The 25,867-nt window shown below is 62.9% G+C and carries 37 protein-coding genes and 1 other RNA gene; 29 read left to right on the forward strand and 9 right to left on the reverse strand.

What is annotated here, in order from left to right:
* Positions 1-3 precede the first annotated feature (3 nt).
* On the reverse strand, positions 4-165 hold the full coding sequence (locus ACV4UZ_RS07330) for a hypothetical protein (protein WP_491600244.1): 162 nt from the start codon (positions 163-165) through the stop codon (positions 4-6).
* A gap of 247 nt (positions 166-412) precedes the next feature.
* Between ACV4UZ_RS07330 and ACV4UZ_RS07335 the strand changes: the two genes are divergently transcribed.
* From ACV4UZ_RS07335 to ACV4UZ_RS07360, 6 genes are all read left to right on the forward strand, one after another.
* Complete coding sequence (locus tag ACV4UZ_RS07335) at positions 413-880, forward strand: MaoC family dehydratase (RefSeq protein ID WP_491600245.1); 468 nt, start codon at positions 413-415, stop codon at positions 878-880.
* Between the two features lie 93 nt (positions 881-973).
* Positions 974-2,542: a PAS domain-containing sensor histidine kinase gene (locus ACV4UZ_RS07340; protein WP_491600246.1), complete on the forward strand. Its 1,569-nt coding sequence runs from the start codon at positions 974-976 to the stop codon at positions 2,540-2,542.
* 91 nt (positions 2,543-2,633) lie between these two features.
* Complete coding sequence (locus ACV4UZ_RS07345; protein ID WP_491600247.1) at positions 2,634-3,536, forward strand: MlaA family lipoprotein; 903 nt, start codon at positions 2,634-2,636, stop codon at positions 3,534-3,536.
* Between the two features lie 265 nt (positions 3,537-3,801).
* The gene (locus ACV4UZ_RS07350; RefSeq protein ID WP_491600248.1) at positions 3,802-5,067 is read left to right on the forward strand and encodes a tyrosine-type recombinase/integrase; all 1,266 of its coding nucleotides are present in this window, start codon (positions 3,802-3,804) and stop codon (positions 5,065-5,067) included.
* Positions 5,068-5,530: 463 nt separating this feature from the next.
* On the forward strand, positions 5,531-7,225 hold the full coding sequence (locus ACV4UZ_RS07355; RefSeq protein ID WP_491600249.1) for an AIPR family protein: 1,695 nt from the start codon (positions 5,531-5,533) through the stop codon (positions 7,223-7,225).
* 300 nt (positions 7,226-7,525) lie between these two features.
* Positions 7,526-7,966, forward strand: coding sequence for a hypothetical protein (locus ACV4UZ_RS07360; protein WP_491600250.1), 441 nt, complete (start codon positions 7,526-7,528; stop codon positions 7,964-7,966).
* Positions 7,967-8,074: 108 nt separating this feature from the next.
* Here ACV4UZ_RS07360 and ACV4UZ_RS07365 read toward each other — a convergent pair whose 3' ends face one another.
* Positions 8,075-8,233, reverse strand: coding sequence for a hypothetical protein (locus ACV4UZ_RS07365; protein ID WP_491600251.1), 159 nt, complete (start codon positions 8,231-8,233; stop codon positions 8,075-8,077).
* 125 nt (positions 8,234-8,358) lie between these two features.
* On the opposite strand from ACV4UZ_RS07365, the gene ACV4UZ_RS07370 reads away from it, so the two are divergent.
* Positions 8,359-9,419, forward strand: a protein-coding gene (locus tag ACV4UZ_RS07370) for an IS630 family transposase (RefSeq protein ID WP_491599526.1) whose coding sequence is annotated in 2 segments (ribosomal slippage) — positions 8,359-8,851 and positions 8,851-9,419 — 1,062 coding nt in all. Because the reading frame shifts where the segments join, the coding sequence is not laid out codon by codon here.
* On the opposite strand, the gene ACV4UZ_RS07375 is transcribed toward ACV4UZ_RS07370, so the two are convergent.
* Positions 9,420-9,707: a hypothetical protein gene (locus tag ACV4UZ_RS07375; RefSeq protein WP_491600252.1), complete on the reverse strand. Its 288-nt coding sequence runs from the start codon at positions 9,705-9,707 to the stop codon at positions 9,420-9,422.
* Between the two features lie 31 nt (positions 9,708-9,738).
* Positions 9,739-9,990: a M48 family metalloprotease gene (locus ACV4UZ_RS07380; protein ID WP_491600253.1), complete on the reverse strand. Its 252-nt coding sequence runs from the start codon at positions 9,988-9,990 to the stop codon at positions 9,739-9,741.
* A 93-nt stretch (positions 9,991-10,083) separates the two neighbouring features.
* Here ACV4UZ_RS07380 and ACV4UZ_RS07385 point away from each other — a divergent pair, with 93 nt between their 5' ends.
* Positions 10,084-10,902, forward strand: a complete 819-nt coding sequence (locus ACV4UZ_RS07385; protein WP_491600254.1) for a hypothetical protein — start codon at positions 10,084-10,086, stop codon at positions 10,900-10,902.
* An 84-nt stretch (positions 10,903-10,986) separates the two neighbouring features.
* A complete protein-coding gene (locus ACV4UZ_RS07390; RefSeq protein ID WP_491600255.1) occupies positions 10,987-12,069 on the forward strand; it encodes a hypothetical protein in 1,083 nt (360 codons plus the stop codon).
* Positions 12,070-12,081: 12 nt separating this feature from the next.
* Here the strand turns inward: ACV4UZ_RS07390 and ACV4UZ_RS07395 are convergent, their stop codons facing one another.
* From ACV4UZ_RS07395 to ACV4UZ_RS07410, 4 genes are all read right to left on the reverse strand, one after another.
* Entirely contained in the window at positions 12,082-12,759 is a 678-nt protein-coding gene (locus ACV4UZ_RS07395) for a hypothetical protein (protein ID WP_491600256.1), read from the reverse strand.
* Between the two features lie 456 nt (positions 12,760-13,215).
* Positions 13,216-13,665 (reverse strand): hypothetical protein, encoded by a 450-nt coding sequence (locus tag ACV4UZ_RS07400; RefSeq protein WP_491600257.1) that lies wholly within the window; start codon positions 13,663-13,665, stop codon positions 13,216-13,218.
* A complete protein-coding gene (locus tag ACV4UZ_RS07405) occupies positions 13,662-13,997 on the reverse strand; it encodes a hypothetical protein (protein WP_491600258.1) in 336 nt (111 codons plus the stop codon). Before ACV4UZ_RS07405 ends, ACV4UZ_RS07400 begins: the two co-directional genes overlap by 4 nt.
* Entirely contained in the window at positions 13,994-14,497 is a 504-nt protein-coding gene (locus tag ACV4UZ_RS07410; protein ID WP_491600259.1) for a helix-turn-helix domain-containing protein, read from the reverse strand. Before ACV4UZ_RS07410 ends, ACV4UZ_RS07405 begins: the two co-directional genes overlap by 4 nt.
* A gap of 162 nt (positions 14,498-14,659) precedes the next feature.
* On the opposite strand from ACV4UZ_RS07410, the gene ACV4UZ_RS07415 reads away from it, so the two are divergent.
* From ACV4UZ_RS07415 to ACV4UZ_RS07475, 13 genes are all read left to right on the forward strand, one after another.
* Positions 14,660-14,959 (forward strand): helix-turn-helix domain-containing protein, encoded by a 300-nt coding sequence (locus ACV4UZ_RS07415; protein WP_491600260.1) that lies wholly within the window; start codon positions 14,660-14,662, stop codon positions 14,957-14,959.
* Positions 14,956-15,453: a hypothetical protein gene (locus tag ACV4UZ_RS07420; RefSeq protein ID WP_491600261.1), complete on the forward strand. Its 498-nt coding sequence runs from the start codon at positions 14,956-14,958 to the stop codon at positions 15,451-15,453. The genes ACV4UZ_RS07415 and ACV4UZ_RS07420 overlap by 4 nt, the downstream gene beginning before the upstream one ends.
* Positions 15,450-17,546: a transposase gene (locus ACV4UZ_RS07425; RefSeq protein ID WP_491600262.1), complete on the forward strand. Its 2,097-nt coding sequence runs from the start codon at positions 15,450-15,452 to the stop codon at positions 17,544-17,546. Before ACV4UZ_RS07420 ends, ACV4UZ_RS07425 begins: the two co-directional genes overlap by 4 nt.
* Position 17,547: 1 nt before the next feature.
* Positions 17,548-18,309 (forward strand): AAA family ATPase, encoded by a 762-nt coding sequence (locus tag ACV4UZ_RS07430; RefSeq protein ID WP_491600263.1) that lies wholly within the window; start codon positions 17,548-17,550, stop codon positions 18,307-18,309.
* Between the two features lie 2 nt (positions 18,310-18,311).
* Positions 18,312-18,905 (forward strand): hypothetical protein, encoded by a 594-nt coding sequence (locus ACV4UZ_RS07435; protein WP_491600264.1) that lies wholly within the window; start codon positions 18,312-18,314, stop codon positions 18,903-18,905.
* Complete coding sequence (locus tag ACV4UZ_RS07440; RefSeq protein WP_491600265.1) at positions 18,902-19,303, forward strand: helix-turn-helix domain-containing protein; 402 nt, start codon at positions 18,902-18,904, stop codon at positions 19,301-19,303. The genes ACV4UZ_RS07435 and ACV4UZ_RS07440 overlap by 4 nt, the downstream gene beginning before the upstream one ends.
* On the forward strand, positions 19,296-19,607 hold the full coding sequence (locus ACV4UZ_RS07445; RefSeq protein ID WP_491600266.1) for a hypothetical protein: 312 nt from the start codon (positions 19,296-19,298) through the stop codon (positions 19,605-19,607). Before ACV4UZ_RS07440 ends, ACV4UZ_RS07445 begins: the two co-directional genes overlap by 8 nt.
* Entirely contained in the window at positions 19,604-19,960 is a 357-nt protein-coding gene (locus tag ACV4UZ_RS07450; RefSeq protein ID WP_491600267.1) for a hypothetical protein, read from the forward strand. The genes ACV4UZ_RS07445 and ACV4UZ_RS07450 overlap by 4 nt, the downstream gene beginning before the upstream one ends.
* Positions 19,950-20,255: a hypothetical protein gene (locus tag ACV4UZ_RS07455; RefSeq protein WP_491600268.1), complete on the forward strand. Its 306-nt coding sequence runs from the start codon at positions 19,950-19,952 to the stop codon at positions 20,253-20,255. The genes ACV4UZ_RS07450 and ACV4UZ_RS07455 overlap by 11 nt, the downstream gene beginning before the upstream one ends.
* A 102-nt stretch (positions 20,256-20,357) precedes the next feature.
* On the forward strand, positions 20,358-21,221 hold the full coding sequence (locus ACV4UZ_RS07460) for a DUF3164 family protein (RefSeq protein ID WP_491600269.1): 864 nt from the start codon (positions 20,358-20,360) through the stop codon (positions 21,219-21,221).
* A 13-nt stretch (positions 21,222-21,234) separates the two neighbouring features.
* Positions 21,235-21,492 (forward strand): hypothetical protein, encoded by a 258-nt coding sequence (locus ACV4UZ_RS07465; RefSeq protein ID WP_491600270.1) that lies wholly within the window; start codon positions 21,235-21,237, stop codon positions 21,490-21,492.
* Between the two features lies 1 nt (position 21,493).
* An RNA gene (locus ACV4UZ_RS07470) (hammerhead ribozyme type II) lies at positions 21,494-21,576 on the forward strand.
* Positions 21,577-21,586: 10 nt separating this feature from the next.
* Positions 21,587-21,874 carry a hypothetical protein gene (locus tag ACV4UZ_RS07475; protein ID WP_491600271.1) on the forward strand — a complete coding sequence of 96 codons (288 nt, stop codon included), beginning with the start codon at positions 21,587-21,589 and terminating at the stop codon, positions 21,872-21,874.
* Here the strand turns inward: ACV4UZ_RS07475 and ACV4UZ_RS07480 are convergent.
* Positions 21,843-22,556 carry a hypothetical protein gene (locus ACV4UZ_RS07480; protein ID WP_491600272.1) on the reverse strand — a complete coding sequence of 238 codons (714 nt, stop codon included), beginning with the start codon at positions 22,554-22,556 and terminating at the stop codon, positions 21,843-21,845. The two genes, ACV4UZ_RS07475 and ACV4UZ_RS07480, sit on opposite strands and share 32 nt — an antisense overlap.
* Positions 22,557-22,634: 78 nt before the next feature.
* Between ACV4UZ_RS07480 and ACV4UZ_RS07485 the strand changes: the two genes are divergently transcribed.
* The 7 genes from ACV4UZ_RS07485 to ACV4UZ_RS07515 all read left to right on the forward strand — a co-directional run bounded on the left by ACV4UZ_RS07485 (position 22,635) and on the right by ACV4UZ_RS07515 (position 25,867).
* Positions 22,635-23,273 carry a regulatory protein GemA gene (locus ACV4UZ_RS07485; RefSeq protein ID WP_491600273.1) on the forward strand — a complete coding sequence of 213 codons (639 nt, stop codon included), beginning with the start codon at positions 22,635-22,637 and terminating at the stop codon, positions 23,271-23,273.
* Complete coding sequence (locus ACV4UZ_RS07490) at positions 23,260-23,655, forward strand: hypothetical protein (protein WP_491600274.1); 396 nt, start codon at positions 23,260-23,262, stop codon at positions 23,653-23,655. Before ACV4UZ_RS07485 ends, ACV4UZ_RS07490 begins: the two co-directional genes overlap by 14 nt.
* 142 nt (positions 23,656-23,797) lie before the next feature.
* Positions 23,798-24,373, forward strand: coding sequence for a glycoside hydrolase family 108 protein (locus ACV4UZ_RS07495; RefSeq protein ID WP_491600275.1), 576 nt, complete (start codon positions 23,798-23,800; stop codon positions 24,371-24,373).
* A 10-nt stretch (positions 24,374-24,383) separates the two neighbouring features.
* The gene (locus ACV4UZ_RS07500; RefSeq protein ID WP_491600276.1) at positions 24,384-24,965 is read left to right on the forward strand and encodes a 3TM-type holin; all 582 of its coding nucleotides are present in this window, start codon (positions 24,384-24,386) and stop codon (positions 24,963-24,965) included.
* A complete protein-coding gene (locus ACV4UZ_RS07505; RefSeq protein ID WP_491600277.1) occupies positions 24,958-25,170 on the forward strand; it encodes a TraR/DksA C4-type zinc finger protein in 213 nt (70 codons plus the stop codon). Before ACV4UZ_RS07500 ends, ACV4UZ_RS07505 begins: the two co-directional genes overlap by 8 nt.
* A 2-nt stretch (positions 25,171-25,172) precedes the next feature.
* Entirely contained in the window at positions 25,173-25,574 is a 402-nt protein-coding gene (locus ACV4UZ_RS07510; protein WP_491600278.1) for a hypothetical protein, read from the forward strand.
* A complete protein-coding gene (locus ACV4UZ_RS07515) occupies positions 25,571-25,867 on the forward strand; it encodes a VpaChn25_0724 family phage protein (RefSeq protein WP_491600279.1) in 297 nt (98 codons plus the stop codon). The genes ACV4UZ_RS07510 and ACV4UZ_RS07515 overlap by 4 nt, the downstream gene beginning before the upstream one ends.

Raw genomic sequence — 25,867 nt, forward strand, 5'->3', positions numbered from 1 at the left:
GCATCAGACCTTCGTGAAGAAGGCGTATCGCAGACTGTCGCGGATGAAGAAATCGCATCCGCGGCTTTCTTTTTTCTCCCTGAGGACATCGCCGATGGTGCAGTCCCATCCGCTCCAGAAGGTGCAGTCCCGGCATTCGCGCCGCATGGCCTTTTCGCCTGCCACCGTGTTTCTCCGTGTTGGGTTGGCGGGGCGGAGAATAGCGGCCGTGTGCGACGGTTCCGTGACGGCGCAATGACCGTTTCGGGTCGGGATATCGCAACGATCACGCATTGGCGACCTCGGCGGTGGCGCGGCCTCCTCCGGTTGCCGCAGGTGAGCGCGGTGCTCGGACGGGTGAACAGGTTGCATCCGAAATCGGGTCCGATGAGTGGTAGCGTCGGGAGTGTCAACACTCGCCGCGAGGCCCGCCATGCAGCCCAACGCCCCCTGCCATCCCCGCTGGTTCGAGGATTTCGCCCCTGGCCAGGTGTTCGCCACCGGCGCGACGACGGTCAGCGAAAGCCAGATCCTCGACTTCGCCCAGCGCTTCGATCCGCAATACTTCCACCTGGACGTCCCCGGGGCGGCGCGGTCGCCCTATGGCGGACTGATCGCCAGCGGCTTTCAGACCCTGGCGTTGAGCTTCAGGCTGTTCATCGATACCGGGCTCAACCGCCAGAGCGGCATGGGCGGGCCGGGGATCGACGAGTTGCGCTGGCTCAAGCCGGTGAGGCCGGGTGACACCCTGTCCTGTCTGATCGAGACGCTGGAGGTTCGCCCCTCGTCCAAGCATGCCGATCGGGGCATGGTCGTCTGGACGTTTCACGTCTCCAACCAGGAGGGGGACGTGGTGATGACCTATCGCATTCCCGGGATCGTGGCCCGCCGCCCCCGATGACGGAAACGGCGAGCAGGACTTGACGCGGCGGGCGGCGAGGCGCCCTAATTCCGGCCGGTCTCCCCGGTCCGCGAGGCAAGCGTGCAGCCGTCCATGGTCACAGCCGACTTTCATCAGACCCTGCTTGCCACCATGGCCGAGGGGGTGGTGGTGCAGGATTCCCTGCGCTGCATCATCTTCGCCAACGCCGCCGCGTCCGAGATCCTTGGCCAGAGCCCCGAGGACCTGATCGGCAAGACCTGCAATGTCGAGGATTGGGACGCCACCCGCTTCGATGGGCCGCCGCTCACCAACGACGACCATCCCGCCTCCGTCGCCCTGAGCACGGGCCAGCCGGCCGGTCCCATGGTCATGGGCATCCGCCGGGGGACGGAGCGGGTCTGGCTGCGGCTGCGGGCCTTGCCCATCGTCATTCAGCCCGGCCAGTCGCGGGCGGTGCTGGTCACCTTCACCGAGATTTCCGACCTGATCGAATCCAAGGTCCGCCTGCGCGAGACCCTGGTGCGGCTCGAGCAGGCCCATGCCGCCAAGCAGACGCTGACCGAGCGTCTGGCCGAGTTCCTCGGCCGCCAGCTGGACGTGTCGCTGGAGACCCTGGCGGAGAGCGAGCAGCGCTTCCGCCTCGCCATGGAACTGGGCACTTCCGTGGCCTTCACCCTGGATCTGGACCTGCGCTACACCTGGGCCCATTCCTGCCAGGTCGGCTTCGGCGACGCCGAACTGATCGGCAAGACCGAATACGACTTCTTCACGCGCGAAACCGCGGACATGCTGTGCGCCATCTATCGCGGGGTGATCGAGACGGGCGTCTCGGTTCGCCGCGACGTCGAGGTCCAGAGCCTGGCCATGAGCCGGCCGCAATACTTCGACCTGATCGTGCGCAGCCTGTACGACGCCAGGGGCGAGACCATCGGCCTGATCTGCGCCGCCATCGACATCACCGATCGCAAGCAGACCGAGCTGGAGCTGCGACAGGCCAAGGAGGCGGCGGAACGCGCCTCGGCCTCCAAGTCGCGCTTCCTGGCCGCCGCCAGCCACGATCTCAGCCAGCCCATGCAGGCGCTGCAGATGTATTGCGCCATCCTGGCCGAGCGCCAGCCCGAGCCCGGGGTGAAGGCCAAGCAATGCGCCAATCAGCTGGCGCGACAGCTCAAGGCGCTGCTCAGCATGTCGCGTCTGGACGCCGGCGGCATGACCGTGAGCCCGAGCCGTATCGCCCTGGGGGAACTCCTCGATCAGGTGGCGGCCGCCAGCCGCCCCACCGCCGAGGCCAAGGGCTTGCGCCTGCGCGTGGTCAGGACGTCCCTGGCCTGCGAGAGCGACGCCACCCTGATGGAGCGGTTGCTGGGCAATCTGGTGTCCAACGCCGTCCGCTATACCGAACGGGGCGGGGTGGTCATCGGCTGCCGCCGCCGCCGGGGCCGCATCCGCATCGAGGTCTGGGACAGCGGCATCGGCATCGCCGAGGAGAATCTGCCGTTCATTTTCGAGGAACTCTACCAGTTGAACAATCCGACCCGGCGTGCCGATGAGGGATTGGGGCTGGGGCTGGCCATCGTCGAGCGAATCGCCCGAATCCTGGGGATTTCCGTTTCGGTGCGCTCGGTCTTCGGGCGCGGCTCGGTCTTCGCCTTGGACTTGCCCTGCCCACATGGCGTTTGACCTCGGAGCCGTAGCGGATATTATGCCGGCCCGGGGGGCGGTGCGTGCCGATGGCGCCCGCCGGGATTACACCGGTTGGAGGTCTTTTGCGATGAGGCGTCGTCTGCTTTCCGTGGTGGCCGCCGTGGCGGTCTCGATGGTGTCGGCCTGCGCGACGCTGCCCGAGGACCCCGAGGACCGCGCCGAGGCCGAGGCCGTCAACGACCCGCTGGAGCCCACCAACCGGGCCATCTACGACGTCAACGTCTTCCTCGACAGCAATCTCGCCGAACCCATCGCCGAGGCCTATCGCGACGCCACTCCGGCGTGGCTGCGCCAGGCGATCCACAACCTGCTGGCCAATCTGCAGGAACCCTACACCGCCGGCAACGATCTGCTGCAGGGCAATCCCGCCGCCGCCGCCGACGCCCTGGGCCGCTTCCTGATCAATTCCACCTTCGGGCTGCTGGGCACCCAGGACGTGGTCGCCGAGACCGGCGGACCCCAGCGCCACAAGACCGACCTGGGCGTGACCTTCGCCGTGTGGGGCGTCGAGGAAGGCCCCTACCTCATGCTGCCGTTCTTCGGTCCGTCCAATCTGCGCGACGGCGCCGGCCGCGCCGCCGAATTCTTCGTCGAGCCCACCGGCCAGGTCCTCGGCTCCCAGGGGCTGGGGGTGGTCAACAACGTCACCATGGGAACCGGTATCGTCGACACCAGGGCCGAGCACCTGGACACCATGAAGGAAATCCGGCGCACCTCCATCGACGAGTATGCCGCCATCCGGAGTCTGTACCGCCAGTTCCGCACCGCCGCCATCCAGGCGTCGCTCAACGGGCAGAAGGACAGCCGGGCGCCGCAGCCGGGTCAGGCAGCCGCCGGGGCATCCGGCGCCAGCTCCGCCGCTCCGGCCTCCGCCGCCCCGTCCCAGCCCGTCCAGGGCCACGGCACCGCCGCCCCCAAGGCCGACGAGACCAAGCCCAGCGCCGTCGAGTTCGTCGAACCCGGCAAGTAAGGCCTGCCCGTCCAACCGAAAGCCAAAAGGGGCGGTCCCACGGGACCGCCCCTTTCTTGCATTCTGGTGCCGGTTGCAGGGTTCGAACCCGCGACCCCCTGATTACAAATGGCACAGTATTCGTTGTAGCTGAGTATAGTATTGACATAGTAGTGCTGGTCGCGTGGCGGCTTTGCTGGCAAAATTGCCAAATAAGTTTGTAGGGTGTGTAGGCACTGTTGTAGCTACAGCCCCTACTATGCCACTACTAAGCACGGGGCACGCCATGCCAGTTACCAGACTTACGAAAAGCACTGTCGATGCTATTCCATTCAGTGCTTCTGGACAAGTCATTTATAAAGACAGCCAACTTAAGGGATTCGGCCTCAAGGTCGGGACCGGCACCAAGACCTACATCGCCGAGGGCTCGCCCAACGGTCGCTCGCGGCTGGTGACCATCGGGCGCCACGGGGTCATTACCACCGAGCAGGCCCGCAAGAAAGCCCAGGCCATCCTCCAGGATATGCGCGAGGGCATCGACCCCAACAAGGTCAAGAAGCAGGCCCGCGCCAAGCAATTGACCCTGGCCGAGGCAGCCGAGATCTATCTCGACGCTCCAAAGGTCCGGGCTCCCGCCACCCTGGCCGAATATCGGGCGACCCTGCAACGGTACTTCCGGGACTGGCTCGCCCGTCCGCTGTCGGAGATCACCCGCAAGGACTGCTACGACCGTCACCGCAAGATCGGCAAGGAGCGGGGCACCTACGCGGCCAACGGCGCCATGCGGATGATCCGCGCCACCTACAACCGGGCTCTCAAGCAGTTTGAAGACTTGCCGCCCGTGAATCCGGTCATCGCCGTGGACTGGTTCCCGGAGGAGGCGCGGGACGCCGCCATCGCTGCCGAGGACTTGGCCGAGTGGTACCAGGGCATCCACCGCCTGCCCAATCCGGTCCGCACGGACTACTACCTGTTCGTGCTGCTGTCCGGCCTGCGCCGCCGGTCGGCGGCCGTCATGCGGTGGGAGCATGTGGACTTGCGGGCCGGAACCTTGTTCATCCCCGAGCCCAAGGGCGGCAAGAAGCGCGCCTTCAGTCTGCCGCTGTCGGACATGATGATGGATGTTCTGGCAAAGCGCAGAGAACAAAACATGATCTTTTGTGGTGCCGATAACCCGTGGGTCTGGCCTGCGGCGTCCCGGCCCGGTCACATGGTCGAGCCCAAGCTCAGCGACAACGATGAGAAGCTGGTCAAGGTGCCGTTCACCATCCACGGCCTGCGCCACACCTTCGCGACCTGCGCCAACGCAGCAGAGGTCGGCATCTACGACATCAAAATGCTGATGAACCACGCCCTTAGCGGCGACGTGACCACGGTCTACATCGGCTCGGGGGAGCACCTGCGGCGAGCGCAGCAGAAGGTCACGGACTACATCAGCAGCTGGATGCTGCCCCAGCCCAAGAGCAAGGCGCGGACAGTGGCTGGGGTGTCTCGGCCGAGCGGCGGGGATGCCTGGACACCGGCGGATATCTGGCGGGCAGGGGAGGGCTGACCCGCGATTTTGCCGACAGTCGGGGCGGAGGCGCCCTCTCTTCACGACACCATGCCCAAGGGAGCGAGGCCGGCGGTTATCTTTGCGCATGCGAGCATCTGCGGCGATCGTAGCGGCGGGTGACTGACGACATCCTGTCGTGGGTGCTGCCGGGAGTGAACGGCGGGGAGAAGGTGGCCTAGTCGGGGTAGTGCAGATGGCGGCTTGCCGCCAATGGGTCGGGACCAGAAGGATGGCTTTCTGATGCAGTATGCTTATGCAGGCACCAGTTTCAGATGATTGTGACCTCATTTCGGTGATTGTGTTAGCCGACCTCACCCCTCCTAATATCTTGTTATGATAAAAACATCCCTCTTGGCGAGTGCTGAAAAATTGCGTAAGACTGAAGCTTGGGGTGTGTAACTGCTATCTCAATAGATTAGGCGAGACTCCCCTCTTGTCTCGCGTATAGGGGGCGCTGACCATGCATCTTGTCACCAAGTCATATTTTGAGGCTTTCTGCCGGAATTTTGGTGCGCCTTTTGATGCCAACAAGAATTTTGAGGCATTCGGGAACTATTGTGTCTTTTCTAAGTATTCTGGAGACAGTGTGGAGGTTTCCGACCTTGTATACGAAGGTGCTGACCCTGGGATAGATGGGGCGTTTCTTTTTCTTGATGATAGGGCTGTCTTCTCTGTTGAAGAGCTTTCTGAGATTATTGAGGGAAGCAGGCGGGAGTACGCTGTTTCATTTATATTTACACAGGTTAAGTCATCAACGACTTGGTCGAAAATGGAAGTGGATTCATTCATTGCTGCAGTAGTTGATTTTCTTTCGGAAATACCTGCTCAGCCACATAGCCAATATCTCGCTGATGTTAAATTGATGTTTAACAAGGTGTTCGCTAATATTGGCAGAATAAAGAATGGTCTGCCGGATATACATGCTTATTTTGTTTCTGCGGCACCTGACACCGACGCAGCTGAAATCAACGCAGCTTTCAAAATCGGAGAGGATGCGCTTAAACGGCTAGGGTATTCGCACGAAACTAAATTCATTAAAGCCCATAGGGAGCTTATCCACGAACTGTGGCTCGCCGCTGATGGGCCTGTCGAGGCAAAGTTGCCGACTGTGGGATATGCGCCATTTCCGGCCGCACGTAATATCAATAACGCTTATGTGGCAACCGTTCTGGCAAGAAATTTTATCGATACCGTTCTCAAGAATGCTGATGGATCTCCAAGAAAGAAGTTATTTGAGGAAAATGTGCGAGATTTTCTTGGTGTTGATGCTGATGTAAACTTAGAAATATCGAGAACAATTGATGAAGATGAGAAAAAATCACGCTTTGGCCTTATGAACAATGGAATTACTATTGTAGCATCTAGTGTTAGGCCGGCTGGTCAAGATATTTTTATTAGAGATTTTCAGATCGTGAACGGCTGCCAGACGTCGAATGTTCTAATATCATTGGACGACAAGGTCGATGCGAGCGTGAGTCTGATGGTTAAGCTCATTGAAGCCGATGAGCCATCAGTTATCGATGATATTGTTCGAGCAACTAATAGGCAGTCTAAGGTAGAGGACGCGCAATTTATATCCACATTGGCGGTGCTTCGGAAGTTGGAGCAGTATTTTAATGCGAGAGGCGCGGGCGAACCAAACCGGCTCTACTTTGAGCGTCGAAAGGGACAGTACGGGCCGGAGAATATTGCTCCAGTGCGAATATTCGATGTTCGAGAAACGGCACGCTGCTATTCTGCTGTTGCAATGATGCGTCCTGACATAGCAAGTCGTTATCCTAATCGCTTAACTGGAGAGCTCTTGGGCGATGTGTTTAAGCCCGGTGCCCAAGAGGAGGCGTATTACACATCGTGCTACGCTCACTATAGGTTGAGAATGCTTATTTCAAATAAGAAATTTGATGGCCGATATTCAAAGCTTCGATGGCATATCATGTGTGCAGCATCAAAGTTTTGCGGATTTAAGTTTAAAGAGTTTGGGTGTGCAAGCAAAAATGAGGCGCTATACAGTTTATTCTCATCAAATGAAGGGGTGTGGTTTGATCGACTTGATCAGATGGTGAGGGTGGCAATACCTGATCCAGATATTTCAAGGGATTTGCTTAAGTCTCCGCCGTTGACCGCGACAATTCTAGCAAATATCGATGTCTTGTGAAAAATTCGCGTATTGTGCGAAAAATAGATCACACGATTTTCGGCTCTGAACCGGAAAGTAGCATTCGCGTGTTCGGCCCATAACCCAATGCCCGGATATGTATGCGCCCTGGAGATGTTTCCCCGACATCCGACTTTTCCCAACATCCGTTGTCCCCACGGTACTCCCCCGGGGAGTACCGTGGCCGAGGTACCATACGGCCCCATTCCATACTTCATGCAGGACCGGAATCCCTTGCGACGCTGATTCTGGCTGTGGCTTCTCGATCTTGCGAATGGTTCGCAAGCCCAGGAGACAGCCATGCTCAACAAGCGCAACACCGCCCCCGCCGCCGAGCCGGTAGCCGACGCTACCCCGGCCCAGGCCGAACAGTCCGCCAGCGAGGCCGCGCCCGCGTGGTCCGAGGACGACGAGGCCACCTACGTGCAGATGCTGGCCCGCCGCAAGGCGGCCAAGGCCAAGCGCCCCAGCGGCCCGCCGCGCACCCGGCTGGGCGACGACACGGTGCTGGTGGTGGGCGGCACGGTGACCTCCAGCAAGTCGGTCTACGCCACCATCAAGGCGACGGTGGCCGGGGCGGGCGAGGGCGGCATCACCCGCGCCGATCTCATCGCCAAGCTGAAGTCGGCCACGTTCGTCTCGCCGGCGGCCAAGCCCGACAATGAGGCGTGGCTGAAAGGCTGGATTTCGGGGGCACTGCGGCAAGCCGTGGTGGCGGTGGCGGCCAAGCCCGCCGCCTAGGGTAAGCGGCCCTGTCGAACGCGTTACGGCGGCCCGTGGGCCGCCGTTTGCGTTGGTGGGTGTGGCTGGGCAATGCCGCCGGTTACGGGCGGCAAGGGCGCCCTGGCGCTAGCCCGCGCATTCCGGGTGGTGCTGGTCGAACACCGACTTGTACTCCCCGGCGATGATCGCCCCGATGGGCATATACTTGCCGCCGCCACGATCCGTTATCACCGCATGGTAGGCGGTGAAGCCGGTGTAGCCGCCGAAGCTGTTCTTGCCGTTCACCTCTCCGCATTCGACCAGGAAGCCCTCCTGGTCCTTATACCAGCCTGCGCTGACCGCGACTCACGAAGGGGATTCCCAAGAAGGGCAGAATGTGAGTCACTCTGGCAAACAGCCGGAGATTTGCCGTGGCAGCGCCGATCCCCCTTCGCCTCGATTATGATGGTCCCGTCCTTCGGGCTCTTGCTCGTCGGTCGAGGGATGCTGACCAGACGCGTCGTCTTCTGGCGCTGGCGTCAATCTACGACGGTGGCAGCAGGAGATCGGCGGCCAAGCTGGGCGGGGTTGGCCTGCAAATTGTCCGGGATTGGGTTGTTCGGTTCAACACGCACGGCCCGGTTGGCCTGATCGACCGCAAGGCTCCTGGTCCGGTGTCGAAACTGAACACCGCCCAACGCCAGGCCTTGGTGGACAAAGTGGAGCGCGGCCCGATCCCGGCGGTGGATGGCGTCGTCCGCTGGCGGCTCAAGGATTTGGCCCTGTGGATTTTCGAGGATTTCGGCATCTCGCTGGATGAGACGACGCTGGGGCGGGAACTGAAGGCCCTGGGCTTCCGCAAGCTGTCGGCCCGCCCCCGCCATCATGCCCAGAACGGCGATGCCGTCGAGGATTTTAAAAAAGTTTCCCCTCCGAGCTGGCGGCGATCCGGGCCAAGCTGCCTCACGGAACCGACGTAGAGGTCTGGTGGCAGGACGAGGCCAGGGTCGGGCAGAAAAACAAGATCACGCGGCGGTGGGCCAAGCGGGGAACACGCCCCTCGGCTCCCCATGACCAGCGCACCCAGTCCGCCTACATCTTCGGCGCCATCTGCCCCGAGCGCGGCGTCGGTGCCGCCCTGGTCCTGCCGCGCTGCGACACCCTGGCCATGCAGTGGCACCTGGATGAGATCGCATCCCAGGTGAGGCCGGGAGCCCACGCCGTCCTCATGCTCGATCAAGCGGGATGGCACACCACCGACAAGCTGACCGTGCCGGACAACATCACCATCCTACCTTTGCCGCCCCGCTCGCCGGAACTCAACCCGGTTGAGAACATCTGGCAGTTCATCCGCCAGAACTGGCTCTCCAACCGTGTCTTCGAATCCTACGATCAGATCATCGCTCTGTGCTGCCATGCCTGGAACAAGCTCATCGACCAGCCATGGAAAATCATCTCCATCGGTCGGCGCCAGTGGGCCCATGGGTTTTAATCAATGCAGGTTGGTATTATAGGCCCGCAGATGCCTGAACTGGGCCGAGGCCGGGTCCTTCAACTTATCGCGGACGGAGGTTTCGAACGCCACCAACTGGTCCTTGGTCGGGGTGAAGGCGTGTTCGCGGGCATACTTCTGCTTGGCGGCGGCCTCGATCCGCTGCTGCTGTTCCTTCTGGTCCTGCTCCGCCTGATAGGCCCGCCGCCGGGCGGCCTGATCGTCGATGGCGCACCCAGGCAGCCCGGCCATCACCACAAGCAGGATGGTCGCCGATTTCCAGTTCATGATCCTCTCCGTCTCTAAGGGGTATGGGGTGTCAGTTGGAAGCCACCGGCTTCTCGTTGGGCAGCAGGGGCTCGCCCTTGCTCCGCTTGGCCTGGATTTCCTCCACCGATACCTTGAGCGCCACGAAGCGTTCCGGCGTCGAGGGGTGGGTGGTGGCGTGGGTCACCGACTGGGGATTGGCGGCGCCCATGCGGCGCCAGAAGTCGGGGGCCTTGGCGATGTCGTATCCGGCCCGCGCCATGACGTAGAGGCCGACGTAATCGGCCTCGGATTCGAAGTCCATGATCATTCAAATTGGCGACGATGTTCGTATTGCGAACGAGACCGTCAGTTCGTGGACGGCAATATCGTCCTCTGCACAGACGGAAATCTCCGCTTGATCGGTGACGATTGCTGGCGGCATCACATTAGCGAAGAAGACTGGCGCGTCGCCCAGGATGAACATGGTGCTTATAAGCGGCGGGTTCGGTTCGAGACCATGCTGGAGCGCTACGCCCCTGCTAGCCGAGCGCTACAGCAAGACCTCCGTGATCGAGCGCAGTGGGCAGAAAGCATGGCCTTTGTCGCAACTCTTCCTGCTCTTTTCAAAAAACATATGCCGGAAATCTACGCCCCAATGATCACAGCAGCTAACAGCGATGGTTGGCTACGTGTTGATCGAAGTGTTGAGGATTTCGCCGCGATGGAAGGGCGTCGCGGGCAGCGGGCCGCTCACGAAATTGAGGATTCCCCGAGACGCTATAGGTTGGACCCTGTCGGCCTTCATTTGTTGGTAGGTTCGGCAGCCCTCCTTCCTCCGCAGGACTTAACCAAATTCCTCGACATTGCGTTCGCCAAGATCTGTGCAGCCAACCAGATTCTGTCGGTCACCCCTTGGGCAGAACTCCCTGACCGTTCTTTTGGGGCTAAGGCCGATGAATACGAAAGCCTGAGCCGCTCGGCCATAGACTTCACTACCAAAGTTGTGAAGGCCGCCCAAGACGCGGCGGCGTTCCTCGGTACACGGAACATCTCCGGTATCGTCGGATGGGCCAAAGACACTGACAATGAGGCGAATTACATCGGCGACTGGAAGGCGGTGGTGCGTGGCATCCGACTTGAGACGGTTACTGGGGCCGAGTCCATCACGTTGCCTCAAGATTTCGCAATTCCCGAGTTTCCGGGCCTACGGCAGATGAATGCCGTCTTTGGATAAAATTATCGACACGGGGGAAGGGGGGTGTCGAGTCTGGACGGACTTGATTGCACGTTACGTGTCACCGCAGACAGGAGGGGTGGAGTGAAGTTGATCCATCAAAGGAGGGTGAGTGCGAAGCATTTGGTACCGCGCCCGCAGCCATTAAAGAAGAGTGGGTTAAAGGAGGCGCTATCTGTCACCGCTTCGATAGTGTTTGATGTAAATAAGGCGGCATACCCAGTGCTTGTTGTCGTCGGCATGGCTTTACTAAGTCTATATATAAATGCGGAGGGGGCTGTCATGCCGCCCCCAAGTTCTGGACTTATTATTTTTCTTGTGCTGTTTGCGGGCTGTGCATTGCTGCTTGCTTTAATATTCTCTGCCGCAATACTTATGCCTTTTTATATAAAAGCATCCATTGACATCAATGCGAAGCGGGCTCTGCGGCCTCTATTCGAGAGCGAGTGGAGGCCATCATGGGCATTTTTTGAAATGTATATATTGCTGTATGGACCATTTATCGCGCTAATACTTAGTATGATATTTTCTCTCCCTGATACGTTTAAGTATTTTTCATCGTATGCTTCAGTATTTGTTGGTGTATCCGCATTGTTTTTTGCGGTATGGTCGTATTTAGTGGGGCTTCCGTGGGGGGTGTGTTGGTATTGGGTGATTTTAAATGCAGTTTCAGCTCAATGGGTGTTTGCCATATTATTGATTTTCCTTAAAGTTGCTCCGGACTATGCCGGAGATGTTAGTGACAACGTGGCGCGAATAATAATATTTATCGCAATATTGGCGAATTTAATTCTGCACGTTATAATGAATCTACGTGATATCAAAACCTCAGACATCATGCTTGGGCTATTCTTTCTTATTTTTACGCTCATGCTTTTTCCTGGTCCATACGTTATGGGAGGGACGGCATTACGATTCCTCGGTTATGGGGGGCGTATCTCGGCGCATATCGAGTGGCGAAATGGGCAAGGCCAGAAGATAGAGGAGGACAACGCCTGCATCATTTTAATGATGGGCGAGCATGTGCAGTTCCTATCTTACAAAGATGCGGAGTCTGCATGGAAGGCATGTCATCTTGTACCAAATCAGAAGGATCAAATCGATAAGCCAGTCCGACTGCAGGTCCATATAAGGGAATTAAAGGGGGCTGTTATTTACCCGAACTAATCATGATCGAATTTATTCTGTCGGATCCCAATTCGCCGGATGACGTTTAATGTGGTGCCGCAATGCCCACTCATCCGTATCTCCAGTCGCGTCAACAGCCCGAAGAAGCTCAATCACCTCCCGAATCCGTGATAGCAGCGCACCCTCTGCCTGATTTACCTTCCTCAAGTCCTCCCGCCAGTTATCGGGGGAGAAGGCACCATTCTGAGGCTGCCGGGCGATATCCAAATAGAGGCCTGCAATGAGGTAGGAGAGAAAAGCGCCGAGTTCCCCCAAGCGGGGCCTCTGTGCCTCATACAGGGCAATATCAACAGCGGGGAGGACGCAGAAGAAGTGGTGCCCATTTGGGTTTGAGTCGGTGCGTTGCGGTGGGGCGGCTTCCAGCTTCTCGGCCAAACTGGCAAGGTGATCGCGGACATTCCGCTCAATATGATTCAGTTCGGCGCGGATGGGGGCTGCAACTGACCGTGCGGCTTCGGCCCGCACTTTCCGGGCGTAATGCTCTTGAGCGCGGAAACCTGCCCGCGCCGCCCAGTAGACGGCCACGACCTGGAGAACGGCGCCGATGACGGTCGCCCAGCCATTAGGGAAGTCGCCCAGTATGAACAGTCGCCCCCACACATGGACGGCCAGTCCTGCGACAAAAATCACCAGGGCGAGGGCAAAAGCGGTTGGTAGGTGACGTTCCATTATAAATGTGCCCCTTCAATCAGGGCGCAACGACTGGACTGTCCCGTGCCTCCCCAGAGGCCATTTTGGGCGCAACCCATCCCCCACCGTCAAGCGGGCGCAAAAAGCCACTCCACCCGATAAAGCCGAGACCCCGCTACCGTTAGTCGGGTGTTCAGCCATCTAACAGACTGGCAACATCTCAATAGAAGCGGCATTCCCAAGGAGACCCGACCGTCTCCGCCAAGCCCGCAATCCCCGCCTGGGTGTAACCAGGTGAACGGTTTTAGACGGTTAGGCACCGGGATAATCCGGGACAAGGCGGGATAAGGTGGGACAAGAACCCAAGGAATGCCGCAGGGTTGGGTGCAGACAGGGGAGCTTTAAAAAATTGGCCCAGGCCGAAGCTCTTTTAGACGGAAATCGCCGCCGTAAGCGATGATCGGCGGACGCTTTTAGACGATCATCACTTGTCGATCACCGAAAGCGCCGGGACGGGCTTGAACACGTCCGCCCCCTTCTGATCGACCTCCATTCCGCAAAGCGCCTGGGCCTGCCGCTTCTGGGCGATGATGCCGGGCTTCGTGCCCCCCCCCCGACGAAGTACCCAAGCTTGTGGCCCGCCGCCATGAAGCTGTTGGGAATGGACTTCGGGTTGTCCGCCAACTGAATTTCAATCTCTATCTCGTTCGCCCATCCATATCCGCGAATTCGATACCCGGCATAGCTTTCATAAGCCTTGGCCTTGGCGGAAACCACGTCTCCCCAATATTTGTCGGCCAGAGGCGAGCAGGCGGACTTGAAGATTTCGATGGCCCGCGCCACGGCCTCTTCCTTGATCTGCGGGGTGAAGGTGGAGACGGTGACGGGTGTTCCGGCGATTGCAACGGCTGGAACCATGATGATGGCGACGGCAAGAGCCCTCATGGTGTCTTCCCCTTAGACAGCGCCGCGTTGATCCGCGCGGCGTTCAGGATCACGTAGAACTTGGTGAGCAGAGCCGAAAGCTGGCTTGGCGTTAAAGTGGTCACATCGGCCTCGCCAAACTCGCGATAGACCTGATGATTGAATTCCGCCTCCACCGCCGGGCCTTCGGCGATCAGAAATCCCTTGATCCGCTGCACCAATATATCCTGCTGGTGAGCGATATCATCGGCGGGCGCCATCATGGGAAACACCGGCGCCTGCCGCCCGTTGTCGTTGGCGCCCGCCGCTTCGGCGAGAAGGGCGCGAAGCTGGGCTTTCCGGTCATTGCTCACGATGCCAGCCTAACCAGTTTGGTCAGGGTTGGCGCTAATTCCTCCGGCTTCTTTCCATCCTTGGCCACCATTTCGTAAAGCACGGTGACGACATTGGCCTTTTTCTCCGGGGCCAGTGACAGATTCCGCTCGGCCAGGAACTCCTCCACCACTTCAATGACATCTCGCAACGGGTCGTCTTCCAGAAGCTTGTCGTAATTGGTGGTCACGACATCCACCGGATGCACGGGCAGGCGCCCCGTAGCCAGCCAATCCACCGACACGCCACACCCCTTGGCAAGACGGACAAGCTGGCAAGCCTTCGGCTCCTGGCCTTCCAGCAGGTGCCCAAGGGTACGCAGTGGAACGCCACTTTTGGCCGCAACCGTCTTGTTCCCGCCGGCCAATTTCACGGCCTGTTGGAGTCGAGCGCCAATTTCGGCCTTCAACACCTCATCATCGAAATCCAACCAGATGATTGGGTATGGCTTCGGACTTCCGCTATCGCCTTGATCCGCCATGACTTTTCCACCCTCGCCAATTTTGGCCGAAAACCCGAACCTCGAAACGCCAAAATAGGCTTGCACGAATGCCAAAACTGGCATTAACGTTAGTTACGTTCGTTACCTTTACCGACCATGAAAACCCGGCCTGCCAGGGCCGGGGCTCCAGGGGGAGAAAAGATGGTTTCCGCTGCCCGGCAATGGCATCCCGAAGACATCAAGGCCGAGGTCCGCAAGCGTTCCGGCACCTTGACCGGCATTGCGCGAAAGGCCTGTCTTTCCGACGCTGCCTGCCGCGTAGCCTTCATCAAGCCTCTGCCGACGGCCAACCGGGCCATTGCCGAGTTCATCGGCGTGCCCGTCGCCGAGCTATGGCCCGAGTGGTTCGACACCCAGGGAAACCGGAAGCCATCCAACTCCACGGCCAAGAATAGCCGTCCCGCCGCCTGCGGTCATCGTCAAAAGCGGGGGGCGAAATGAGCAAGCGCAAGCCGGTTCCGGCCGATCCCCGCCAAGAGGCCTTCAACTTCTTCCTGGACCCGGCCCCGGCCGAGGCGCCGAAGGCCAAAACTGGCGCCGGGGATTTCGACCAATCCTTGCGCGACGCGGTGGCCGAAACCCTGGCCGCCGCCCCCATGGGCCGAGACGAGATCGCCGAGGCCATGGGCAAGGCCCTGGGCCGCCGGGTGAGCAAGACGCAACTGGATCAATGGGCCGCCCAAAGCCAGGACGACCGCCGCCTGCCGGTGGATGCACTGCGCGCCTTGGGCCAGGTGACGGGCGATTGGCGCGCCCTGCATGTTCTGGCCGAAGCCTGCGGCTTCAAGGCCCTGACCAGGGACGAGGCCCTTTGCGCCGAATTCGGCGCCCTGGCCGCCATGCGCCGCCGCATCGACGGCCGGGCGCGCGAGCTGACCAGGGACATGGATGGCCTGGTGGAAGGCCTGATCGCCCGCATGAGGGCGGCATCATGAAGCACTTCACCGCCGCCGAGCTGGAAAAGCTGAAACTCCCCGGCCTGACCCTGACCGAGAGGGCCATCCAGCTTCGCGCCAAGCGCGACGGCTGGACGGGGCGCAAACGCCAGGGCACCAGGGGCGGCGGCACCGAATACCCCGTTTCCACCCTTCCCGCCGAGGCCCAGGGCGCCCTGGCCGAGCGCACTATCAAGGCCCGCTCCCGTGAGTTGGTGGCCAGCGCCACCACCCAGGCGGTGGCCAAGATCGACCCGGCCGGGCTGAAATCCTACCAGCGCGACACCATGCAGGCCCGCGCCGCCATCCTGGCCCACATCGACGCCCTGGTATTGGACGGCCACAGCCAATCCAAGGCCATCGGCCGGGTGGTGGCCATGGCCAAGGACGGCGCCTTGCCGCCCGATCTGGCCGAATTGCTGCCCATCGCCAACGCGCGGGCCGGGGCCGGGCGCACCTTGAGCCGCGCCACCCTTTACAACTGGATTTCCGCCCGCGAACAGGCCAGCGGTAACACGGTGGCCCTGGCCCCGGCGGCCCCGGCCGAGGAGCCCATCCCCGAATGGGCCGGGCGCCTGATGGACTACTATGCACGCCCCACCAAGCCGTCCTTGGCCTGGGCCGTGGCGCAACTGGCCAAGGAACTGCGCGCCGATCTGGTCCCCAGCTACGACCAGGCACGGCGCTTCCTGGCGCGGCTGGATACCATCACCCGCAATTCCGGCCGCATGGGGCCGCGCGCGCTGAAATCCTTGCGCGCCTATGTCGCCCGCGACACCTCCGAACTGTGGCCCGGCGCCGTCTATGTGGCCGACGGCCATTGCTTCGACGCCGAGGTACAGCACCCCCGCCATGGCCGCCCCTTCCGCCCCGAGATGATCGTGGTGGTGGACGTGTTCACGCGGCGCATCGTGGGCTGGAGCTTAGGGTTGGCCGAAAACAAATGGGACGTGACAGCGGCGGCGGTGAAGGCGTTCACCACATCGACCGTGTGCGACATCTGGTACGCCGACAACGGCCCCGGCTTCAACAACCGCATGTGGGACGACCAGTTGACCGGCCTGGTGGCGCGGCTCTCCATCACCAAAAAGAACTCGCTGCCCTACAATTCCCAGGCGCGCGGCGTGGTGGAACGGCTTCACCAGACCCTGTGGATCGCGGGCGCCAAGGCCCTGCCCACCTACATGGGCGCCGCCATGGACAATGAGGCCCGCCAGAAGGCGTTCAAGCTGACGCGGGCCGAACTGAAGCAGACGGGTAAATCCCGCCTGCTGATGGAATGGCCGCGCTTCGTGACCTTCGCCGCCGACCTGGTGGAGGCCTACAATTCCGGCCACCGCCATTCCGAATTGCCCAAGACACGTCACCCGGACACCGGCCGCGTTTGCCACATGACCCCCAACGAGATGTGGGCCGACGCCGTGGCCAAGGGCTGGACCGCCGACGTGGTGCCCGAGGATCAGGCCGTTGACCTGTTCCGCCCCTACGAGCGGCGCCAGACCCGCCGCGCCCTGGTGGAGCTGTTCGGCAATACCTATTTCGCGCCCTCCCTGGAAGCCTTCCATGGCGAGGATGTGCTGGTGGGCTACGACACCACCGACGCCACCAAGGTGTGGGTACGCGCCCTGGACGGCCGCTTCATCGCGGTGGCTGCTTTCGAAGGCCACAAGACCAGCTTCTTCCCGGTGAGTGTGGCCGAACAGGCCCGCGAGAAGCGCGCCCAGGGCCGCCTGAACCGGCTGGAAGCCCACCGGGACGAGGTGTTGGCGGAACTCAACCCCACCACCCTGCTGGAACAGCGCCCGCACGCCCTTCCGGCCGAGGATTTGAACCAGGCCGCCCTGCTGATCGAGGCCCTGGCCAATCCCGCCCCCGCCCCACAGGTGTTCGCCGCCGATGGGCGCCCACTGTTCGCCGACGACATGGATTGGGTGCGTTGGCTGATGGAGAACCCTGGCCGGGTGACCGCCCAGGACGCGGAAGGGCTCCGCACTGCAATGCGGAGCCCTTCGTTCCGGCTTGAGCTGGAGATGAACGGGGTGGCGGCAACCACCCTGGAAACCCTGATCAACACCAAGACAGAGGCAGCATAGCATGAGATCGACTTTCGTCACCACCGCCAACGCCCGCGCCTTCATGGCGGGGTTGAAGGCCCTTGAACAGCGCGGCGCCCAAGAGGCCTGCCTGATGGTCGTTGACGGCGAGCCCGGCTTGGGCAAGTCCACCACCATCCAGTGGTGGGCCGTTCAGACCGGCTCCGTGTTCCTCCGCGCCAAGGAGGAATGGACCCCCACCTGGTTCCTGCGCGAGCTGCTGGGCGCCTTGCGCGAAACCCCGGAACACAGCTTCGAGAAGATGTTCCGCCAGGCGCTTCAGGCCCTGTCCAAGGTGGTGGCGGCCGCCACCCGCGACGGCGCGGCGTTCGGCGTGGTGGTGGACGAGGTGGATCACATCAGCCGCAACAAGCGGATGATGGAAACCATCCGCGACCTGTCCGACATGCTGGAAATCCCCTTCGTCCTGGTGGGCATGGGCAAGGTCCGCCACAACCTGACCCGCTTCCCCCAGATCGCCAGCCGCGTGGGCCAATACGTGCAATTCGACCTGGCCCCGCTGGTCGATGCCCAGGCCCTGGTTTCCACCCTGTGCGAGGTGCCGGTGGCGCCGGATTTGGTGGAATACCTGCACCTCGTGTCCGGCGGAAAGTTCCGCGAAATCAAGGAAGGCATCGCCGCCATCGAACGCTTCGGCAAGCGCAACCCGCCGGGTGACGGCGGCATGACGGTGGCCGCCATGGTTGGCCAGCCGCTGCTGAACGACCGCGCCACCAGCAAGCCCATCCTGGTGAGGGACTGACCATGGCGGGCGAACCCAACACCATCCTGGCCGCCTTGCGGCCCGACCAATGCCTGACCGTGGACGATCTGGCCGCCGCCACCGGCCTGGAGAACCGCATCGTGGTCAAGGCCACCGCCGTGCTGATCGGCCGGGGTCTGGCCAGCCGCGCCGAACGGGGCTGCTTCACCATCACCCCCGAGGGCGAGGCCTTCCGCGACGCGGGCAAGGCGGTGAAATGCGGCCCCAAGGGCAAGCGCGAGGGCACCCGCAATCGCCGCCGCAGGACCACCCTTCAGGACCGCCTGTGGGCGGCGCTGCGCATGCGCGGCAAGGCCTCCATCGGCGAGCTGCTGGAATTGGCCGCCGATCCGGCCAAGCCGCCGGGCAGCGGCTACAGCAACGCCCAGCGCTACCTCTGGGCGCTGGCCAAGGCAGGCATCCTGCGCGAACTGCCCCGCGCCGCCGGAACCTCCATTACCAGCAACGGCTTCAAACGCTTCGCCCTGGTGATCGACCTTGGCCCCGCCGCCCCCCAGGCCCGCCACAAGGAGCGCGTGGTCTATGACCCCAACACCGCCAAGACCTATCCCTACATCGACGGCGGTGCGTCATGAACCCCGGACCCAAGGCGGGCGCCGCCAAGCGGGCGGGCATGCATGTGGCCAACGCCACCAGGGCCTGGGGCGAACATCCCCCCGCCTGGGTGATGGCCCTGGCCAGGGCCGCCGACGCCACCTCCCAGGCCGAGGCCGGAACCCGCATCGGCTATTCCAACGCCGCCGTATCCCAGGTGATCAACAACCGCTATCCCGGCGACATGGAGGCGGTGGAGCGCGCCGCCCGCGCCAAGCTTCTGGCCGAGAAGGTGGATTGCCCGGTGCTGGGCCTGACCCCCGCCGACGACTGCCTGTCCCACCAGCAGGCGGGCTTCGCCACCGCCAGCCCCAGGGCGGTGCGCCTGGCCGCCGCCTGCCAGACCTGCGCCCACCGGCGGGGAGGCAGGCATGGATAAGCGCCACACCCGCGCCGCCGCCGAGAAACTGTCGATCCTTCACGCCGCCCTGGCCCGTAACGCCAAGGCCTGGGACGTGCTGGCCGCGCGCGGCGAACCCGTTTTCCTGGCCGCCGCCGACGCCGTGACCATGGCCGATTTCTTCACCCGCGCCGCCGCCGACACGGCGGAAATCGCCAGCCTGTCCGGCTTCACCTTGTTGGTGGTGCCCCCCGAAACCCTGACCGAAACCCTGACCGACCCCCAGCCCGTCCAGGACGGCAAACCCGCCCTGCGTGCCATTGATGGAGGCAAGAAACCATGAAGTCCCCCTTCAACCGCTTCCGCATCGGCGATGAAGTGGCCACCGACGGCGACGTGAAGGTTGCCGGCGAGGTGGTGGCCCTTCGCGACGTGAGCGAAACCCGCCAGGCCCTGACCGTGCGCACGGCCGAGGGCACCCTGGTGCCCGTCACCGTGGACCTGACCGGCGGCGGCACCGTCATCGTTCTGCCCCCCGCCACCCTGAACGAGGCATTGGGCCTGGCCCAGCACATCGCCGCCGGCCATGATCCCCGCATGCCCATTTCCGCCCAATTGGGCATCCTGGCCAATGCGGTGATCAGCCTGTCCGCCGGGGTGATCCCCCAGCCCATGGAGGCCCACCATGGGGGCTAAATTCGCCCACTTCCCAGGGGGGGGGGCTCAGGGCGCCACCTGCGCCGGATGCGGCCACCGGGCCATTTACCAGCGCACCGTGAAGGACGGCCAGGGCAACCTGGTTCCCGCCGGTCTTCCGTCCACCTGGTGCCAGAAGGCCGCCGATTTCATCGGTGCCCGGCCGCGTACCAACGGTGGAAAGCCCAAGGGCGTGGACTCCCTCCCCGGCGCCACCCCGGCCTGCAAGTACTTCACCCCCGCCGGCCCGCGCCCGGTGGCCATCCAGCCGGAACCGGAGGCCGCCCATGCGTAGCCTGCTGAGCCTTCTGGCCGCCCTGTTCCGCCCCCGTCACCCCATCCCCCACGCCGACCGCCTGGTGCGGTCCCGCGCCATCACCCTTTGAAGGAGCACCTCATGCGCAACACCCCCATTCCCGCCGCCGTCGAGATCAACGGCGTGCGGTACCTGCCCGGCCCCAAGGGCACCCTGGTGCCCACCGCCAACATGAAGGCCCAAGACTTGCTTCAGCATGAACTGGTCTACCGCCTGACCGATTATTCCCTGGACCTTTCCGCCGAAATCGCCCGCTTCAACGGCCATTCCCGCGCCGATCTGGCCGAGTACGACGCCCTGTTGGCCCAGGAATACGGCGTCACCCGCGACCCCGAGTTCAAGGGCAACCGCACCTACACCAGCGCCGACGGCAAGCGCCAAGTGAAGATCGCGCTGAACGACCGCGTGGTCTACGGCCCCGAGCTTCAGGCCGCCAAGGCTTTGCTGGACGAGCTGATCACCGAGAACGCGTCCGGTGCCGGGCCGGTGCTGACCCCGCTGGTGAACCTGGCCTTCCGCGTGGACAAGGAGGGCAAGGTTGACCCCGATCTGTTGCGCGCCATCCGCCGCCTGGAAGTGCCCGACGCCCGTTGGCCCGACATCTGCCGCGCCATCGACGACGCCGAACGGGTGGTGGGCACCACCAGCTATGTGCGGTTCTACCAGGCCGGCCCCACCGGCAAGATGGAGCTGATCCCCCTGGACATCGCCAGCGCCCACCCCACGCCGGAAGCCTTCGCGCGGAGCAGCTTGCGCCGCCAGGTGGAGGAGGCGGACCAGGCCCAGGCCCAGGCCATCGACTTCCTCACCCGCGCCCAGATTTACCTGGACGCCAGCGACATCGACTTGGCCCACGGCCTGATCGACTGCGCCCTGACCACCCTTCGCGGCGGCCCGGCGGGCATCGTCGCCCAGGCCGCCAAGGCACCCAAGGCGGCTGAATAGGGAGGGCAAGGAAATGCGCGCCTATTGCTTCGCTGACGGCACCATCGAATTCGGCCGTGCCCTGCCGAAGGGCGCCCTGCCCATCGCCAAGGGACCGGCCAAGGCGCTTCGCCGCAAGGTGGATGCCGTGGCCCGCCACGCCTACGACGGCAAGACCTTGCTGGTTCCCGGCGTGCCCGAGGCCGTCAACCAGATCGACGCCGTGGAGGCGCTGATCCGCTTCCGCGAATGGATCAAGCCGGGCTTCGAGAAGGAAGGGCTGACCGTGTAACCGGCGAAACGCCCGGTGCCGCCCTCAGCGGTGCCGGGCGTCGGCGAGGGGCTGGCCGCCCCGCCCTGATGATGCCAGGCCAACGGAGATGCCCATGATGGGAAGGCTGATTGAAACCATGTTGCGGCTGGACTGCGCCGCCAACGTGCTGGGCCAGCGCCTGGGGCGCGGCCCTTCGGCCCAACAGATGCGGGACGCCATGCGCGAGCTGAAGCGCGAGACCTCGGCCCTTGCCGTTTCCGCCATGGCGTCGGGCGTGGACCGGGACGTTGATCCCGTCCAGGCCGTCCGCCTGGTTGCCGAATGGGCCTTGGCCAGCGGCGCCGACTGGCAAGCCATCGTCGCCACCATCAACCAGGCGGCAACCCTGCGGAGGTTTTAATGACCGCTTCTACCCCGCCGCGCTCGAACGCGGCGACGATAAACGGATCAGAAAATACCTCTGCGCCCTCTGCCGCAGTGAAGGGTTCTTCCCGCTTGATTTGGCCGAAGCAGATGTTGGCCACCAGTTGCCGCGTCATCGCCGCCGTCTCTTCATCGGAATGCCCGGCCCTGAGCAGCAAAGTGACAATCTGTTTGGTGCGGCGGCGCCTGAGCCGGTGCGGCCAAGCCAAACGCAAAAATCGAAATATTGCACCTTCGATTGTGAAGACGGGAATCATAAGAACGAAGGTCATGGAAATCACAAACATGTATCCATCCCATTCCAAATCAACTGGCTTTGGCATGGGCAGTGGACTGGTGGAGATTTTTATTAGCAACAGCATCGTGCTGGATGCGCCAAAAAGTACAAAAAATATCAACACAATTATGCCGAACAGCACATATCCGCCGACCCAGGCCGCCATTCGGGCCGGATCGCCCATTTTGAAGGTTTCTTCCGCAAGGGAAAACGCAACGCGGCGTGCCAACCATCCGGCTAGATCAGCATTGAGCCGCGATACTTGCAGCAGCGCCCAACGTCCGAGCGGCGCCAGTACTGCTACGCCGCCGATGAAGGTGAAAAATAGGCCGACCCATTGCAGCCATTTGGGAATGTCGGGAAGGAGCTGTTCGATATCCATACCTCATCCTGCCGCAACCAATCAGAGCGCGCAAGATGCCGCCGCTGCCCATTCTCTCCGATTTTCGGAGCCCCGCCGATGACCACCACCCCCGCCCGCCGCAATCTCTATGCCGCCCTGCATGCCGCCGCCGCCAAGGCCGGTCTGGACGACGACGCCTACCGCGCCATGCTGACGGCCCGCACCGGCAAGGCCAGCGCCAAGGAGCTATCGGACGGTCAAATCCGGGCGATGTTGGACCATCTGAACGGCAATAGCGCCCCCACCGCCGGGCGGGCCAGGGATGACAGCCCCACGTCCCGCAAAATCCGCGCCCTGTGGCTGTCGCTGCATCATCTGGGCACGGTGCGCAACCCGTCCGAGGAGGCCCTGTCCGCCTTCGTCAAGAGCGTGGCCAAGGTGGACGCCCTGCAATGGCTTTCGCCCCGCGACGCCTACCGGGTGATCGAGGCGCTGAAGGACATGGCCACCCGCCACGGCGTGGACTTCGCCGCCCATCCTACGCCCCAGGCCGCCTTCATCGCCGCCCAGATCGAACGTCTGAGGTACGCCCTGGGCGACACCCAAGAGTTTCAATCTGTCACATCCGCCGCCACGAAAGCGGTTGCGGATGCATGCAATGGCGGCAAAGCTGTCGCCAAGCTGACAAAAGTGATGGCGAACCTTGGAGAACGCATCCGCGATACGCAAGCCGGGGGCGGGCATGTCCACGGATGAGGATATCCGCACCTGGCCGCGCGGCCTGGCCGACATCGCGCGGCTGATCGGCCCCAAACTGGCCGTGGCTTTGGGCGAGGCCGTGGGCGGGGTGGAAACCTACATCCCCAAGCATCCCGGCCCCGATCACGCCCTGGCCCGCGTCATCGGCCTGCCCGCGTTGAAGGAACTGGCCCAGGAATACGGCGGCCAGACCTTGGTGATCCCACGCGGCGTCCACCGCAACCTGAAGAAGGCCCAAATCCTGGAAGCCAGCGGCAGCCGCAAGCAAGTGGCCCTGCGCCTGGGCTGCACCGCCCGCTATGTCCAGAAGGTTATCAACGACGCCCGCCCCGATACCGGCCAGGAAGACCTGTTCGCCATGGCCGCCAAGAAGATTTGACGCCGGGCGGGAGCGGGATAAGTATTCGCCACGGGGCCTCGCGTTATTCCCCCGGAACACTTCCGGCGCTCCACCAATAGGCGTCCCTCTTTATCCTCGCAAGACAAGACCGGAACCATTCCGGGGGCAATGCGAGGATTTCATGACCACCACCGCCCTTGACCCGCGCTTTCTCAAGGCCGTCGCCATCGTGCTGGCCCATGAGGGCGGTTACGTCCACAACTCCGCCGATCCCGGCGGCGCCACCAATTTCGGCGTCAGCCTGAGCTACGCCCTGGCCGAGCTGGCCAAGGATGGCGATGGTGACGGAATTCTGGACGGCGACTTCAACCACGACGGCGTTGTGGACGAGGCCGATATCCGGGCCATGAGCGCCGAGGACGCCGCCGACATCTACCGCCGCCACTGGTGGGACCGCTACGGTTACGGCCGGCTTGTCCGCGACAGCGTGGCCACCAAGGTCTTTGACCTGTCCGTCAACATGGGGCCGAGGCAGGCCCACAAATGCCTTCAGCGCGCCATCGCCCATTGCTGGTGCCCCGTCGCCGTGGACGGGGTGCTGGGCGTCCAGACCGTCCAATTCGCCAACCAGGCCGATCCCGACAAATTGCTGGACGCCCTGAAGGCCGAGGCCGCCGCCTTCTACCGCGACCTCATCGCCGCCAAGCCGCAGCTCGCCGTCTTCGAACGCGGCTGGCTCAACCGCGCCAACGCTTAAGGGGGAAGTCATGGACTGGAAAGACGTTGGCAGCATCGTCACCGACCTGGTGGGCACCGGGGCGCCGCTGATCGGCAGCCTCCTGGCCGGCCCGGCCGGTTCCGCCGTCGGCCAGATTGTGGCCAGCGCCCTGGGTTGCGACAACACCCCCGACGCGGTTCATCAGGCGGTGAAGGCCGATCCCCAGGCCGCCGTCAAGCTGGCCGAGATCGAAGCGACCACCAAGGTGCAGCTCCAGCAGCTCGCCGTCACCGCCGCCGCCAACGACCTGGCCGCCGACACCGCGCGGCTGGCCGAGATCAACGCCACCATGCGCACCGAGGCCCAAAGCGAGAAATGGTGGGTATCCGGCTGGCGTCCCTTCTGGGGCTTCGCCTCCGCCGTGGCCTTCATCTTCGTCGCCGCCCTGGTCTGCTGGCTGGCCTTCCAAGCGGTGGCCAGTCACAACGCCGAGGCGCTGCGCATGGTGCCCGATCTGGTGTCAGCCATGGCCCTGCTGTTCGGCATTCCCGGCGCCATTTTGGGCGTGGCGTCCTGGCACCGGGGCAAGGAAAAGCGCCTCCGCGCGGGCGAGGGCAAGTCCAATGGATGACATCGACCAGGCCCAGGCCGCCGATCAGCGCCTGCGGGACGCCGCCGTTGAAGCCGCCATCGCCAAGGCCCAGCCCAAGGGCACCGGCGCCGAGGATTGCGTGATCTGCGGCGAGCCGATCCCCGAGGCCCGCCGCCTGGCCGCCCCCCGCGCCATGACCTGCGTGGAGTGTCAGGCGGGCCTTGAGCGGCATTTGGGGAGGTGACGGTGCTTCCCGACATGGCCCTCAAGGATTGGCTGTCCCTGGTCTCCGCCGCCTTCGCCGTGGCGTCCCCCGCCGTGCTGGCCTGGCTGTCCAAGACCTTCGCCAGCAAGGCCAAGGTGGACGAGCTGGCCAGCCAGGTGGCCGACATCACCGGCCGTCTGGCCAGGGGTGAAACCCGCTTCGTGGAGATGGAGGCCGCCATCAAGGCCACCACCAACGCCGCCAAGGAGGCCAAGGACGCCGCCGAGGAGATCGCCGAGGCGGCCAAGAAGGTCCAAGGCGCCGAAATCTCCATTGCCCGGCTGGAAGAGCAGATCAAGGGCCTGGCCGAGAACCTGGAAAAGATCGAGCACTTCACCCGGCTAATGGTTGAGGGGCATCTGAAGATGGGGAGCGCGACGTGAGCAAGGTCAACGAAGTCATCACCGCCGACCGCCGCCTGGTCATCCTGCGCCTGCTGGTGGAATACCGTGGTTCGCTCAATTCCAGCGCGCTGGAAGCGGGCTTGCGCGAGTATCACGGCTATATCGACCGCGCCATGGTCCGCGACGACCTGCGGTGGATGGAGCTGCGTGGCCTGGTCAGCCTGGAAGACCTGGGCCGGGACGTGTTGGACGTGGACGTGACCCCCAAGGGCGAGCGCACCGCCAAGGGTGACGAATGGGTGGACGGCGTGGCCCGCCCCAGCAAGGGCTGA

The sequence above is a fragment of the Paramagnetospirillum sp. genome, from assembly GCF_058402745.1.